This is a genomic window from Marivivens sp. JLT3646, from assembly GCF_001908835.1.
Lineage (GTDB): Bacteria > Pseudomonadota > Alphaproteobacteria > Rhodobacterales > Rhodobacteraceae > Marivivens > Marivivens geojensis.
Genome location: NZ_CP018572.1, coordinates 2,576,402 through 2,590,895, shown reverse-complemented (window position 1 = coordinate 2,590,895; position 14,494 = coordinate 2,576,402). Strand labels below are relative to the sequence as shown.

Here is a 14,494-nt window from a genome sequence, read left to right as displayed (position 1 = left end):
TGGCGAGAGGGCCACACCCTCGGCTGGTTTCACCGCCGAGGGTGTTTTCTTTTGCGAATTAGGTAAAATTTAATCCTGAATCGCTCGTGTGACAATTACTGTTGATCTGAGTCAAAGCGACTTGAATGCTCCCGTTCCAAAAGGGGACAATGCGAACAGCCATATTAGGATTTAATTATGTCTTCTCCTGAGGCCCCAGAACAACTTTACGCCGCCCGCGAACCTGTATTTCCGCGTCGTGTTAAGGGGAAATTCCGTAATCTTAAGTGGCTGATCATGATCATAACCTTGGGGATCTACTATCTGACCCCATGGATTCGCTGGGACCGTGGTCCGGAACTGCCGGATCAGGCGGTTCTCGTTGACCTCGCCAGCCGTCGCTTCTTCTTCTTCTGGATCGAGATTTGGCCGCACGAGTTTTATTTCGTGGCGGGCTTGTTGATTATGGCAGGCCTCGGTCTGTTCCTCTTTACCTCCGCTTTGGGGCGGGTTTGGTGTGGTTATGCTTGCCCGCAAACCGTCTGGACCGACCTGTTTATCCTTGTTGAACGCTGGGTCGAGGGTGACCGTAACGCCCGTGTCCGTCTTTGGAATGCGAAGTGGAGCGCAAACAAAGCGCGTCTGCGTCTGACGAAGTGGGTGCTTTGGGCGTTCATCGCTCTGGCGACTGGTGGCGCTTGGGTCTTCTATTTCACCGATGCGCCGACGCTACTTGTTAACCTGGTGAACGGTTCTGCACACCCGATTGCCTACACTACACTGTTTATTCTGACCGCGACGACCTTCTTCTTTGGTGGCATCGCGCGTGAACAGGTTTGCATCTACGCGTGCCCGTGGCCGCGCATTCAGGCCGCGATGATGGACGAAGACACCATCACCATCGGCTATCGTCATTGGCGTGGTGAGCCGCGCGGCAAGCTGAAAAAACAAGCGGTTGATACCAATCAGGGTGATTGCATCGACTGTATGGCTTGCGTGAACGTGTGTCCGATGGGGATCGACATCCGCAACGGTCAGCAGATGGAATGCATCACCTGTGGTCTGTGTATCGACGCATGTGACGAGATGATGGACAAGATCGGTAAACCGCGTGGTCTGGTCGACTATCTCGCTCTCAAGGACGAGGAATCCGAGACGCAGGGCAAGCCAACAATCCCAGTGCTGAAGCATATCCTGCGCCCTCGCACGATCCTTTATACTGCGCTGTGGTCTATCGTTGGCTTTGCTCTTGTATTCGCACTGTTCATTCGTTCGGATATCGATATGACGGTATCGCCCGTGCGTAACCCGACCTTTATTGTGAAGTCTGATGGCACCATCCGTAACGTCTATGAGGTTCGCCTCCGCAACAAACACGGTGAGGCACGTCCATTTGGGTTGGCTCTGAACAATGGGTCTGAACTTAACTTGGATGTTGAGGGCTCTGAGGGCACCATCATCACCGTGAATGCTGATGAAATGAAAAACGTTCGCGTCTATGTCGAAGCTCCAGCAGGCAGCGAAGCCGCCTCGTCCGAGCGTGTGCCGTTCACCTTCTGGGTCACAGATTTGACCAATCAGGAACGTGCGTCTGTCGATACTATCTTTAACGGAAGGAACAACTGATGCTCGGTTTCTTTAAGGCCCCAATCACTGGTCCAAAGTTCTTTGCAATCTTCGCATCCTTCTTTGTGGTTATCATTGCTGTGAACTTGGTCATGGCCTTCAGCGCAATTAGGACGTTCCCCGGTCTTGAAGTCAAAAACTCTTACGTCGCCAGCCAAGAGTTTGACCGTGAACGGGCCGAACAAATCGCGTTGGGTTGGACTGCCGAGGCGCGGGTCGAGGGTGATGAGTTGATCCTTGAACTGGTTGGTGCTGATGGACAGCCTGTCAGTGACGCGCAAATCGGCGGCATCTTTGGTCGCCCGACCAACGTGCGTGATGACCAAATGCCAGAGTTTGTGTTCGATGGGCGTGTTTATCGTGCACCGATCAACACAGCGCCGGGGAATTGGGATTTCCGTCTCAAAGCGGTTGCCGCCGATGGCACCAATTTTCATCAAAGGCTTCAGGTTAAGTTCGGAAGTTAATTATGAGCACCGCTGAATATCCCGGAGTTGCTGCTTGTCCCGCCTGTGTGGCAACTCCAATCGCCATCCGTCGTGCGGCTAAGGACGCGACCGAAGGTAGCCGCGAATTGCATTTGTCTCTTCCGACGATCCACTGCGCGGCTTGTATTCAGACGGTTGAACGCGGACTTCTCGCTCGGGAAGAGATTGAAGATGCACGGGTAAACTTGACCCGTAAACGGGCAACCGTGCGGGTGCCTGCGACCACAAGCGACGAAGACGTAGTCGCGTTCATCGCGGGCCTCGGGTACGAGGCAACTCCGCTGGACAGCGCAACGCTCTCGGTGGGCGAGGCGGACCGTTCAGCACGTGATCTGGCGATGCGGTTAGGCGTGGCTGGGTTCTCTATGATGAACGTAATGCTGCTGTCTGTTGCGGTTTGGTCGGGGGCAACGGACGCAACACGCGATTTGTTCCATTGGCTGTCTGCCTTAATAGCGCTGCCGACCATCGTGTTTTCGGCGCGGCCATTTTACACAAGCGCATGGCGCGCACTAAAGGTGGCGCACTTGAATATGGACGTGCCGATCACGCTAGCGATTTTGCTCGCGGCTGGCATGTCATTGTTTGAAACGATCAGCCATGGCGACCATGCCTATTTCGATGCGGCCTTGTCGTTGACGTTCTTTTTGTTGGCTGGTCGCTATCTCGATCAAAAAATGCGCAGCGTTGCGCGATCCGCCGCGACCGAGCTTGCCGCGATGGAAGCACCTACCGCGCTGCGCATTGGTGAGAACGGAGCGGAGACCGTATCCCTCAAAGACGTAGCTGTAGGTGACCTTCTGCTCGTTCAGCCGGGTAGCCGCGTACCTGTCGATGGTGAAGTGGTTGGCGGAGCATCCGAACTAGACCGTGCATTCCTCACAGGTGAAACGGATCCCGTCGCGGTCAGTATCGGAACCGAAGTGAAAGCGGGCGAGGTCAACCTGACAGGCGCCCTGCAAATACGTGCTACAGCTGTTGGTGAGAATACCTTGCTACATGCGCTGGCTGACCTTGTGTCTATGGCAGAGCAGGCAAAGTCCAAATACAATTCCTTGGCTGACCGTGCTGCTCGCATCTATGCACCGCTCGTCCATATTCTTGCGTTCGCAGCGTTTGTTTTCTGGCTGTGGATGACGGGTGGGGATGTGCGGCATGCGATGAATATTGCTGTTGCTGTTCTGATCATCACCTGCCCTTGTGCATTGGGTCTGGCGGTCCCTGCGGTGTCTACAGTAGCGTCAGGACGTTTGTTTAAAGCGGGGCTACTGGTCAAACATGCGACCGCGCTCGAACGCCTCGCTGAGATTGACGAGGTGGTGTTCGATAAGACAGGTACGCTGACAAAGGGAACGCCTCGGCTCATCACCCAGTTGGACCCTCAAGTGCATGCGATCGCGTCTGCATTGGCTCAAGGGTCGGGCCACCCGCGGTCTAAGGCGATTGTTGCTGCTGGGCGGGGACGTGATCTGCCGTCCGTGACAGTGACGGATATAACTGAACAGCCAGGTATGGGGGTTCAGGGTCTACTCGATGGTCGGACGGTGCGTTTGGGACGCGCCGAATGGATTGGGGTTGAGGGCGAGAGCGCTACAATCCTTGATATCGATGGCGAAATCTTTGCGCTCCAATTCGAAGATGCGCTGCGCGATGGGGCAGCGGAGTTGATTGCGGGTCTTAAGGCGCAAGGAATGCCTGTGACATTGTTGTCGGGCGATACAACCGCCGCCGTATCCAAGCTTGCTGATGAACTGTTGATCACCGATTGGCAGGCGGGCGTATTGCCTCAAGACAAGGCCGAAGTTCTGCGTGAGAAAGCCGCGCAGGGTAAACGTGTCCTGATGGTTGGTGACGGCTTGAACGACGTTGGTGCGCTGGCTCTTGCTCATGTGTCAATCGCACCAGCATCGGCGCTTGAGGCTACTCGGGTCGCCGCAGATATGGTGTTGGTGAGCGGGAATCTTTCGCGGATCATAGAAGGTATTAAAACCGCGAAATCGGCCCGGTCTCGAATTCTTGAGAACTTTGCCGTAGCGGCGGTCTATAATATGATCGCAGTGCCGATAGCCTTTATGGGCTTTGCAACGCCACTTGCGGCTGCAATTGCTATGTCATCATCTTCGATTATCGTTTCACTCAACGCTCTACGGACCAAGTAAAATGGAAGTTCTCTCACTCCTCATTCCCGTATCGCTGTGCTTGGGTGCGGTAGGCCTATTCGGTTTTTTCTGGACGATGCGGTCCAAACAGTATGAAGACCCAGATGGTGATGCAGCCCGCATTTTACGTACTGATTATGACGATCATCCGGCTGATTGATTGAGCGGAAGACCAGACAACAAAAAAGGCGCCCCAGAGGCGCCTTCTTCGTAATTGGTCGGAGCGAGAGGATTCGAACCTCCGACCCCCTGCTCCCGAAGCAGGTGCGCTACCAGGCTGCGCTACGCTCCGACCGTGGAGTGCGGGTTACCGTTTCCATAGGGGATTTGCAAGGCCCTTGGAGCCTAATTCACTTAGGAATTTCCGCCCTGTTTGACCTTGAGAATGCGCATCAAAACCGAGACCCGTGGAGAGGTGACAGTTTCGCTCCGAAGGCGTGTTTGGGACACTGGTTTGGTGTTCGACGCACCACGAGTTTCGCGTAAGACGATGTAGATACCCGAAGCGATAATGATAGATGCTCCGATGACCGTGGGCGCATCGAGTTTTTCACCGAACAGAAAGTAACCGTAAACCGTCGCCCAGATGATCTGGCTATATTGCATGGGTGCGACGATAGCTGCCTCGCCAGAGCGATAAGCCTGAATAAAGAGGAAAGACGCGACTAGGCCGAAGAGAGCGATGATGCCTGTCATGCCTAGATGCTCGATCTCCATCGGTTGGTAGACGAACGGCATCGCAATCGCCATCGCCGCGAAGTTGCCCAGCATCGGATACATCAACATGACGACGGAGCGTTCTTCAGCGCCAATCTTGCGCGAAATGATTGCTACGACGGCGTTTGTCACCGCGGCAAACATCGCAGCAAAGTGGCCTAGCGACAGTTCAGAACTGCCAGGGCGCAGTACGATGATGACCCCGATCAAGCCGACGATAACGGCCAGCCAACGATGAATGCCTACCTTTTCGCCCAGCAGCGGGATCGCCAGAATGGTGATCAACAACGGTGAGGCAAAGAGGATTGCGTAAGTCTGCGCCAATTCGAGCACGGTGAAGGCATAGAAGGCGCAAACACCCGTATTCACCATGCACGCCATACGCAGGGCCATCCAATATGGGTGGCGAGGGATGAGGTTATCAGCCTCGGTGTCGCGCATCAGGATGATCGTGACCAATGGGAAGCTCAACAAAGCCGCAAAGAAAATGATCTGGAACGCGCCAAAGCCCGCTTCTCCCAGATACTTCACAACGACGTCGTGGGTTGCGTAGATACCCATCGCGCCCAAGGCATAAAACGCCCCTTTTACGTTGCTCTTTGCGTATTCCGCCATGGTGCCTCCGTTTGCGCTAACCCAGCTATGGAGCGGGTTTTGGCGTGGTGCAAGTGATAAACTCCTGACTTCAGGCAAAAGAAAACGGGCGCTCAAATGAACGCCCGCTTCCTAAAATTTAGATCGCGATTAGAGCGATGCGTCGAGCGCCGCGATGATCTTGTCACCCATTTCCGAGGTGGAAACAGGAACGCCACCTTCAGGGCCGAGCAGGTCTGCAGTACGAACGCCATCTGCTAGAACCTTCTCAACCGCTTGTTCCAGACGGTCAGCTTCGGCGCCTTGGTCGAAAGAATAGCGCAGAGCCATTGCGAACGACAGGATACATGCGATTGGGTTTGCTTTGCCTTGGCCAGCAATGTCCGGCGCAGAACCGTGTACCGGTTCGTAGAGTGCTTTCGGACGGCCATTCTCCATTGGAGCGCCGAGCGATGCCGACGGCAACATGCCGAGAGAGCCAGTCAGCATAGCAGCTGCATCCGACAGAAGGTCGCCGAACAGGTTGTCGGTTACGATAACGTCGAACTGTTTGGGCCAGCGGCAGAGCTGCATTGCGCCTGCGTCTGCATACATGTGGGACAGTTCAACGTCTGGATATTCCGCATCGTGAACTTCGGTGACAACCTGACGCCACAGGATACCCGATTCCATCACGTTGGCCTTCTCCATTGAGCAGACCTTGTTGCCACGTTTACGTGCCAATTCGAATGCCGAACGTGCAACGCGTGCAATTTCGGATTCGGTGTAACGCTGGGTGTTGATACCCACGCGCTCATTGCCTTCTTCGATGATGCCGCGCGGCTCACCGAAATAGATGCCCGAGGTCAGTTCGCGGACGATCATGATGTCGAGGCCAGCAACGACGTCTTTTTTCAGGGACGAGAAATCTGCAAGTGCGTCAAAACACTGGGCTGGACGCAGGTTCGAGAACAGGTCCATTTCCTTGCGAAGACGTAGAAGGCCACGCTCTGGCTTCACCGAGAAGTCCAGGTTGTCGTACTGCGGACCGCCAACAGCGCCGAGCAGAACAGCGTCAACGTCTTGCGCTTTGGCCATTGTGTCGTCGTGCAGTGGGGTACCGTATTTGTCGTAGGCGCAGCCACCAACGAGGTCTTCGCTTACGTCAAAAGCGAGGTCGCGCTTGTCGCCGTACCAAGTGATGATCTTCTTAACTTCGCCCATTACTTCGGGGCCGATGCCGTCGCCGGCGAGGATCAGGATCGAGGGGTTGGACATCTCGTACTTCCTTGTCTGAAAAGGTCTGGGATGGCCTATCTGTTTGCTGCCCAAGGGTCAAGAAACCAAGGGGTTTATGGCGCTGATAAAACATCTACCCAAACGGGGCGATGTGGTCCGATAGGTGTGTCCTCTATTCCTGCGTTGTGAATTGTCAGAGTGGTGGACGGCAAAACGATATCTACACGTAACTCGCCGATGGGTTCGGGCCAGTGTGCGGTGGGTTGGTTGGGAAGTGGCTCATGTATCCGTGGGTCGTTCAAGAGATCGATTATGGCTTCACGTCGTCCCTCCCCGCGGTCGGGATCAAGATTGGCGATGCCTAATATGACGAAGTCGTTAGGTGGAGGGCCAAAGTCACCGTTCAGAACCCGCTGCCAGAACTGGATTTCATCTGCGTTTCGACGCCCATTTCGATCCTCGGGTCCATCGAAAACAGGTGGAGTTGCCGAAAAAGCTAAGAGCGTGAGTGGATGGTTTGGTGTTGAAATTTCGACCTGCCAATGCCCTACAGTCGATAGCCGTTGGATATTTTGAAGGGGATCATCTTTTGCCATGAGGCTCTGCGGAAGGTCTGCCCAAAGCACATCGCTGTAGTCGGTGACAGTTCCGATGGGGAAGTGCGACAGAATGGCCATTCCACCGTCACCATTGAAGCGTCCATAGCCAATTGCGTCGCGCGCCTCACCAAGCCGTCCATTTTGATCGACATCGAAGCCCGTTTGCATGCCGCTGTTGGGTCTCAGCGCAAAAACATGAGGATAGGGGGCTGTAAGGCGGTCATTTAGCGCGTTCAGTGCATGAAGGTCACGGTCATAATCGATATCGGTCAGCAAAAGAACGTCAGCGGTCAACGTTTCGATTCGTTTTGAAACCTGCCAGATCTCAGGTGTTTTATTGAGGATGTCGGCAAGCAAAAGCCCCGGTCCATTTCGGGATAGGGGCGCTGCGTAGGTTGCGATACGAATGGTGTCCGCCCAAGCGGGCGATACACCAATCCAAATCAGGCAAGCTGCAATGAATCGTCGGATAGCGTGCGGCGACGCTTGTCTTCGATCAGTTGTGCTACGCGCCCCATCGCGATACCGCGCATTAGGAGTGACGCTGGTAGGAATGCCCATGCCGAAACCGTCCAAATCAACGTGTGCGGCTCTGCCAAACTGATCGGGTCAATAAAGTCCGACGCCAGCTTTACGAAGGCCGGAAGGACAAATGGCAGGAGAAATCCAAAGATAATGTTAACTTGGCCATCGCGCTGAAGGCGTTCCACAATGTCCCCACCTGCCGTCGGGTCGAACGTCGGCATGTTGGTCCAGACGTTGAAGCCACTTGTGCGAGACGGCCATTGGTTCATGCGCAGAGCTAGAACAAAGCTCGCCAACGATACAATAGAAACAAGGTATGAGATGCCCGCGGCAGTGCGTAGCGATTGGATTAACTCCACATCGGCGTCTTGCGGCAGCATCAGAACCATCAAACGGACAGGCGAATACGGGAAATCGATCATCTCGGACAGGCGATGCCCGACAGCCGAAATGAACAGTGTCAGTGTGGTTTGCTCGAATTTTCCACGCGCGATCAACGTGATGAAGAATACGCTCAGGAATAGTGCGATGAACCGGATGCGGTTAAACGGTGGTGCGTCACGGAATTCGACCAAGCTGGGGTAGTCCGAGTTGTATTCCACAAATGTAAAGACAGCCGCGATCAACGCCACAAGGGCGACGATTTGGGTGGTGTCTGAATGGGTGCCCGGTAACAGCATCGACGGAGTTGCAACAAGCAACACCACAAACGCCGCACGCAGAACTGCCCCTGCAATTCGCGAAAACACTACTCTTTTTTCCTCAATCCGGCCGGACCCGATGCTTTGCCGTGTCCTGTTTCCAGTTTGACCTCGTGCAAAATGCACGATCTGCCTCATCTTTGACATAATGTTGCCCATTTTCGGACCCCGCTGCAACTAACGGGTTAATATGACGAAATCTATTGGGCGGTTTTGCGGCATGAGTGGTGCGAGAATGCAACCATTTCAAAGCGGTGCGTGGGCGGGCGAAACTGTGGCACGAAATGTGGCAAGCTACATTTGCCATGTATCCAAATGTATAGCGGGGACCGCCTTTTGGACGATCCCCGCTAATGTAACGCTATATCTTGTGGTTTAGAGCCACGGACGCTCTGCGTTGGACTTTGCTTCGAACGCATCAATCGCCGAAACGTGTTCCATGGTCAGGCCGATATCATCCAAGCCGTTCATCAGGCAGTGTTTTTTGAACGCGTCGACTTCGAAAGCGAACTCTTGGCCATCAGAGGTGGTGACAACCTGATTCTCAAGATCGACAGTCATCCGAGCGTTGGAGCCCTTTTCCGCGTCTTTCATCAGAACATCGACAACATCCTGCGGGAAGACGATCGGCAGGATGCCGTTCTTGAAGCAGTTGTTGAAGAAGATGTCTGCGAACGAGGTCGAGATCACACATTTGATGCCGAAGTCAGCAATAGCCCACGGCGCGTGTTCACGCGACGAACCACAGCCGAAGTTGTCGCCAGCGACGAGAATCTGCGCTTCGCGATACTGCGGTTTGTTCAGGACGAAATCAGCGATTTCGTTGCCCTGACGGTCGTAACGCATTTCATCGAACAGGTTTACACCCAGACCGGAACGTTTGATCGTCTTAAGAAAGATCTTTGGGATGATCATGTCGGTGTCGATGTTTACCAACGGCATCGGGGCAGCGATGCCCTGAAGTGTTTCAAACTTTTCCATTACATCATCTCCCGAACGTCGGTGAGTTTACCGGTAATTGCAGCAGCTGCAGCCATTGCCGGCGAAACGAGGTGGGTGCGGCCTTTGTAGCCCTGACGGCCTTCAAAGTTGCGGTTAGAGGTGGATGCGCAACGCTCGCCCTCGGCCAATTGGTCGGGGTTCATCGCGAGACACATGGAGCAACCAGCCATACGCCATTCAAAGCCGGCTTCCTTGAAGATGTCAGCCAGACCCTCTTCTTCGGCCTGAGCGCGGACAAGGCCCGAGCCGGGAACGACCATAGCACGCATGCCGTCTTTGATTTTTTTGCCCTTCAGGATTTCTGCAGCGGCGCGAAGGTCTTCGATACGGCCGTTGGTGCAAGACCCGATGAACACGGTGTCGATTTCGATATCGGTCAGTTTCTGACCAGAGGTCAGGCCCATGTATTCGATCGCGCGTTTCGCAGCTTCGACTTTACCGCCTTTGAAGTCTTCCGGCGACGGAACGACGGCAGAGATCGGCAGGACGTCTTCGGGCGAGGTGCCCCAAGTTACAACGGGTTCGATCTCTTCACCTTTGAGGGTCACAACTTTATCGAAGTGTGCGCCTTCGTCGGTGAACAGGGTTTTCCAGTATTCAACAGCTGCGTCGTAATCAGCGCCTTTCGGAGCGTGCGGACGGCCTTTTACGTAGTCGAAGGTTTTCTGATCAGGAGCGATCAGACCAGCGCGCGCGCCGCCTTCGATTGCCATGTTACAGACCGTCATACGGCCTTCCATTGACAGATCGCGGATCGCTTCGCCGCAATATTCGATGACGTAGCCAGTGCCGCCTGCGGTGCCAGTTGCACCGATCACAGCCAGAGTGATGTCTTTCGCGGTCACACCCGGCATCAGTTTGCCAGTGATTTCCACTTTCATGTTTTTGGACTTTTTCTGGATGAGCGTTTGGGTCGCCAGAACGTGCTCAACCTCGGAGGTACCGATGCCGTGTGCCAGTGCACCAAATGCACCGTGAGTTGCGGTGTGGCTGTCGCCACATACAACGGTCATACCCGGTAGGGTCCAGCCCTGCTCTGGGCCAACGATGTGCACGATGCCCTGACGAACGTCGGACACAGGGTAGTAGTTGATACCGAACTCTTTTGCGTTCTTGTCGAGCGCAGCAACCTGAATACGGCTGTCTTCGGTCATGGTCGCGGGGTCAGCACGGTCCAGAGTGGTCGGAACGTTGTGATCCGGAACAGCGATGGTTTTTTCCGGAGCACGCACTTTGCGGCCAGCCATGCGCAGACCTTCGAATGCCTGCGGTGAGGTCACTTCGTGAACGAGGTGGCGGTCGATGTACAGCAAACAGGTGCCGTCTTCGGATTGTTGGACGACGTGTGCGTCCCAGATTTTGTCATAGAGCGTCTTGGGCGACATGGCTCTTACCTTTGGAAATGTTGAAAGTCAGATCGTGAGGACAGGCGCAACGATGCTGCGCCTCGCGCAACATTACAGTCGGGCGAGGATCGAACGGCTTTCGCCGTAAAACCGTTCACGCAACCGCGCGCGGTCATCCATGTCGAAAATTTGGATCATGGGCGCCCACATAGTTATTTTTGGTGAGTCTCGCAAGGAAACTCTGCGTGGGTGGAATGTCACATATGCGATTCTATACGTTGTTTGCTGTTGCGGTCCTGTTCTGTTGAAAATAAAGCGATGTGCTGCTACTTTTAGCACATGCCCAGCGTCGGGGTTTGGACGACGCGCAACCCCGGAGGACAATGAACTGTCTTTCAATACCTCGGCAGATGCGACTGCCCAAATGGAGCCAGCGATGACCGTGGCTTCAAATAACGTAACGAGCGATGACATTCTCGCCGCTGTCGTTGCGTCTCTCGAAGACGATAAAGCCGAAGATATCGTGCAGATCCCTCTGCGTGGTAAAACTGAAATGGCTGACTTCATGGTGATTGCGTCTGGCCGTTCGACCCGTCAGGTCGCTGCGGTTTCGGAAAAACTCACCGAACGGATGAAGCAAGCGTTCGGCATTATTTGTAAAGTCGAGGGCGCAGAGATTGGCGACTGGGTTTTGGTCGACTGTGGCGACGTAATCGTCCACGTCTTCCGTCCCGAAGTGCGCGAATTCTATCAGCTGGAAAAAATGTGGCTCCCGACAGGAGCTGCTGAAGCCTGAACTGATGCGCGTTCATATAGTTGCGGTCGGCCGCCTTCGGGCGGGGCCGGAACGTGACCTTATAGACGATTATCTAACACGGTTTGACCGAACAGGACGGGCGCTTGCGCTCGGTCCTGCGAACGTCATTGAGGTGGAAGATAAAAAGAACGCGGGTATGGGAGCCGAGGCAGCATTGCTTGAAAAGGCGATCCCAAACGGCGCTCTCATTTGCATCATGGATGAGCGTGGAAAGGTCATGACGTCTCCGGACTTTGCCGACCAACTTGGGGGCTGGCGTGATCAAGGCCGTCAGGACGTCGCCTTTGTGATTGGTGGTGCGGATGGTCTGGACCCTGCGTTCCGTGCCAAAGCGGATTCTGCGTTGTCTTTTGGCAAGATGGTTTGGCCCCACATGCTGGTGCGTGTGATGCTGAGCGAACAGCTCTATCGTGCTGCGTCGATCCTGTCTGGTTCGCCCTATCACCGCGCCTAATCTTGCTCTCCAAAGAAGGCGGGTTCCGTTCCCCGAATTGCCATGCTAGCCGTTTTGCATGTGGGCAATTTTTCTTCAAACTCTCCCCTTCTTTATGTTGATCGCGCTTGGCTATGGGTCAGGGCGAACGGGTTTCTTTTCATCTGAAGCAACTTCTTATCTAACGAAGTTCGTTTTTTATTTTGCCCTCTCGGCAATGTTGATCCGGTTCTCGGCAAACCTGTCGTTTGACCAGTTGATCGATTGGCCGTTCATGGGGGCATACCTAGTTGGATCGATGGCGGTCTATCTGCTGGTCACCACGGTCGCCATTGTCCGAAAACTTGGCACCGCTGAGGCTGCGGTAGAGGCACAGGTTGGTGTGATCGGGAATACGGGCTTTCTCGGTATTCCGATGTTGTCCATGCTCCTCGGTGAAGAAGCCATCGGCCCGATTATGATGGTGCTGGTTGTCGATCTGATCGTCTTTTCGTCACTTATCGTGATCTTGATCTACGGGAGCCGCCACGGGCGTTTGTCGTGGAGCGTGTTTGGCACAGTTGGAATGGGTCTTCTGAAGAACCCGATGATCGTTTCTATCGTGGTGGGTATGTTGATCTCGGCATCTGGCTGGTCGATCCCTCGCCCGATCAATGATTTCCTAACCATCCTTGGTGCTGCCGCCACTCCGGGGGCCTTGTTCGCAATTGGCGCGTCGCTGGCGAGCAAGTCGGCGGAACGGCTGGTCGTTGCGGGTTGGCTCAGTTTCGCGAAATTGGTGCTGCACCCTGCATCTGTTGCTTTCGCCGCGCTTGTTCTGTTCCGAGTTGATCCCTTCCCGGCCTCGGTTATGGTTGCGGCGGCATCGCTGCCCGTTGCAGGCAACGTCTATATTCTCGCGCAGCACTACGGGGTTGCCCCCGCGCGCGTGTCAGCGTCGATCCTCGTTTCGACGGCGCTTAGCATTTTAACGGTCTCGGCTGTGATCGCCTGGGTCCAAGTCTAATCGGAGGTCATCAATGGAAACGATTTCGCAAAGCAAATGCTACGGCGGTGTTCAAGGTGTGTATCGGCACGCATCAGAAGCGACTGGCACCGATATGACCTTCGGTCTGTTCCTGCCCGAAGAGGCTGAACATGCGCCTGTTCCCGTCCTTTGGTTCCTAGCCGGTCTGACCTGCACCCATGAGAACGCGATGATCAAAGCGGGCGCTCAGGTTTGGGCAGCAGAGCACGGCATTGCGCTGGCGTTTCCCGACACTTCGCCGCGTGGTGAAGGTGTTGCGAATGATGATGCTTATGACATGGGGCAGGGCGCTGGGTTCTATGTGAACGCGACCGAAGCGCCGTGGGCACCGCATTTCCGTATGTTCGACTATGTTACGGATGAACTGCCGCGGATCATCGCTGCGAATTTTCCGGTCGATGAGGACCGTCAGTCGATCACTGGACACTCAATGGGTGGTCACGGTGCGCTGACAATAGCGATGAACGTGCCACGCTATCGCTCGGTCTCCGCGTTTTCGCCGATTTGTAACCCCACCGCTGGCGACTGGGGCCGTCCGCAGTTCACGGCCTACTTGGGTGCCGATGAAAGCAAGTGGGCCAAACATGATGCGACGTTGTTGATGCGTGATGTTGGCCTCAATATCCCCCTCTTGGTCGATACGGGTGCAAGCGACCAATACGCTGATTATCTCATGACCGAGAAGTTCTGGGCCGCCACCGCAGAGCGCCGTATCCCCGCAACCCTCCGTCTGCAGCCGGGCTACGACCACAGCTACTTCTTTGTGACCTCGTTCCTTGAAGATCACATCGCATTCCACGCAGAGGCTCTCTACGCGTGATCTACGTTGATGCCGATGCCTGTCCGGTCAAGGCCGAGGTAGAGCGGGTCGGAACCCGTCATCAGACACGTATGTTCATCGTGTCGAATGGCGGGCTGCGTCCGTCGCAGAACCCTCTGGTCGAAACGGTGATCGTTCCCGAGGGACCCGATATCGCCGATATGTGGATTGCAGAGCGCGCGACCAAGGGCGATGTGGTTATTACAGGCGATATCCCTTTGGCTTCCAAATGCGTTGCAGCCGGTGCGCGGGTTCTAAAACACAACGGTGAGGCACTGACCGAGGCCAATATCGGCAACGTCCTCGCGACACGGGATTTGATGGCGGACCTACGGTCGGCTGATCCCTTCCGTCAGGGTGGCGGTAAACCATTCTCCAAAGCAGACAGATCACGGTTCCTCGACGCCCTTGAGCGCGAGTTGCAACGCATAAAAAGAGGCTAA

Annotated in this window: 16 protein-coding genes and 1 tRNA gene; 9 read left to right on the top strand and 8 right to left on the bottom strand. The window is 54.9% G+C overall.

The features are described from left to right. Positions 1–177 precede the first annotated feature (177 nt). From ccoG to ccoS, 4 genes are read left to right on the top strand one after another with little or no spacing between them, the layout of a single operon-like run. Positions 178–1,605, top strand: coding sequence for a cytochrome c oxidase accessory protein CcoG (gene ccoG / locus BSK21_RS12950; protein ID WP_067547269.1), 1,428 nt, complete (start codon positions 178–180; stop codon positions 1,603–1,605). Further along, the gene (locus tag BSK21_RS12945) at positions 1,605–2,072 is read left to right on the top strand and encodes a FixH family protein (protein ID WP_067547266.1); all 468 of its coding nucleotides are present in this window, start codon (positions 1,605–1,607) and stop codon (positions 2,070–2,072) included. The genes ccoG and BSK21_RS12945 overlap by 1 nt, the downstream gene beginning before the upstream one ends. A gap of 2 nt (positions 2,073–2,074) precedes the next feature. Then, positions 2,075–4,252 carry a heavy metal translocating P-type ATPase gene (locus tag BSK21_RS12940; RefSeq protein ID WP_067547264.1) on the top strand — a complete coding sequence of 726 codons (2,178 nt, stop codon included), beginning with the start codon at positions 2,075–2,077 and terminating at the stop codon, positions 4,250–4,252. 1 nt (position 4,253) lies between these two features. Continuing rightward, a complete protein-coding gene (ccoS, locus tag BSK21_RS12935; RefSeq protein ID WP_067547259.1) occupies positions 4,254–4,412 on the top strand; it encodes a cbb3-type cytochrome oxidase assembly protein CcoS in 159 nt (52 codons plus the stop codon). Positions 4,413–4,467: 55 nt separating this feature from the next. On the opposite strand, the gene BSK21_RS12930 is transcribed toward ccoS, so the two are convergent. From BSK21_RS12930 to BSK21_RS15950, 8 genes are all read right to left on the bottom strand, one after another. After that, a tRNA-Pro gene (locus BSK21_RS12930) sits at positions 4,468–4,544 on the bottom strand. 62 nt (positions 4,545–4,606) lie between these two features. Beyond that, complete coding sequence (locus tag BSK21_RS12925; RefSeq protein WP_067547256.1) at positions 4,607–5,584, bottom strand: DMT family transporter; 978 nt, start codon at positions 5,582–5,584, stop codon at positions 4,607–4,609. A 129-nt stretch (positions 5,585–5,713) separates the two neighbouring features. Continuing rightward, entirely contained in the window at positions 5,714–6,820 is a 1,107-nt protein-coding gene (leuB, locus tag BSK21_RS12920) for a 3-isopropylmalate dehydrogenase (RefSeq protein WP_067547255.1), read from the bottom strand. 74 nt (positions 6,821–6,894) lie between these two features. After that, entirely contained in the window at positions 6,895–7,674 is a 780-nt protein-coding gene (locus tag BSK21_RS12915) for an endonuclease/exonuclease/phosphatase family protein (RefSeq protein WP_232230436.1), read from the bottom strand. Positions 7,675–7,823: 149 nt separating this feature from the next. Next, a complete protein-coding gene (locus tag BSK21_RS12910; protein WP_067547254.1) occupies positions 7,824–8,654 on the bottom strand; it encodes a hypothetical protein in 831 nt (276 codons plus the stop codon). 327 nt (positions 8,655–8,981) lie between these two features. Next, the gene (gene leuD, locus BSK21_RS12905; protein WP_067547251.1) at positions 8,982–9,587 is read right to left on the bottom strand and encodes a 3-isopropylmalate dehydratase small subunit; all 606 of its coding nucleotides are present in this window, start codon (positions 9,585–9,587) and stop codon (positions 8,982–8,984) included. Next, positions 9,587–10,993 carry a 3-isopropylmalate dehydratase large subunit gene (leuC, locus tag BSK21_RS12900; RefSeq protein ID WP_067547248.1) on the bottom strand — a complete coding sequence of 469 codons (1,407 nt, stop codon included), beginning with the start codon at positions 10,991–10,993 and terminating at the stop codon, positions 9,587–9,589. The genes leuD and leuC overlap by 1 nt, the downstream gene beginning before the upstream one ends. Before the next feature lie 72 nt (positions 10,994–11,065). Continuing rightward, positions 11,066–11,164, bottom strand: a complete 99-nt coding sequence (locus tag BSK21_RS15950; RefSeq protein WP_197498104.1) for an isopropylmalate isomerase — start codon at positions 11,162–11,164, stop codon at positions 11,066–11,068. 226 nt (positions 11,165–11,390) lie between these two features. Here BSK21_RS15950 and rsfS point away from each other — a divergent pair, with 226 nt between their 5' ends. The 5 genes from rsfS to BSK21_RS12875 are packed head-to-tail and all read left to right on the top strand — an operon-like array spanning position 11,391 to position 14,494. Next, a complete protein-coding gene (gene rsfS, locus BSK21_RS12895) occupies positions 11,391–11,750 on the top strand; it encodes a ribosome silencing factor (protein ID WP_067547550.1) in 360 nt (119 codons plus the stop codon). A gap of 4 nt (positions 11,751–11,754) precedes the next feature. Continuing rightward, the gene (gene rlmH / locus BSK21_RS12890) at positions 11,755–12,225 is read left to right on the top strand and encodes a 23S rRNA (pseudouridine(1915)-N(3))-methyltransferase RlmH (RefSeq protein ID WP_067547245.1); all 471 of its coding nucleotides are present in this window, start codon (positions 11,755–11,757) and stop codon (positions 12,223–12,225) included. Positions 12,226–12,283: 58 nt separating this feature from the next. Beyond that, positions 12,284–13,210 (top strand): AEC family transporter, encoded by a 927-nt coding sequence (locus BSK21_RS12885; RefSeq protein WP_067547242.1) that lies wholly within the window; start codon positions 12,284–12,286, stop codon positions 13,208–13,210. Between the two features lie 13 nt (positions 13,211–13,223). Beyond that, positions 13,224–14,051: an S-formylglutathione hydrolase gene (fghA, locus tag BSK21_RS12880; protein WP_067547239.1), complete on the top strand. Its 828-nt coding sequence runs from the start codon at positions 13,224–13,226 to the stop codon at positions 14,049–14,051. Continuing rightward, positions 14,048–14,494 carry a YaiI/YqxD family protein gene (locus BSK21_RS12875; RefSeq protein WP_067547237.1) on the top strand — a complete coding sequence of 149 codons (447 nt, stop codon included), beginning with the start codon at positions 14,048–14,050 and terminating at the stop codon, positions 14,492–14,494. The genes fghA and BSK21_RS12875 overlap by 4 nt, the downstream gene beginning before the upstream one ends.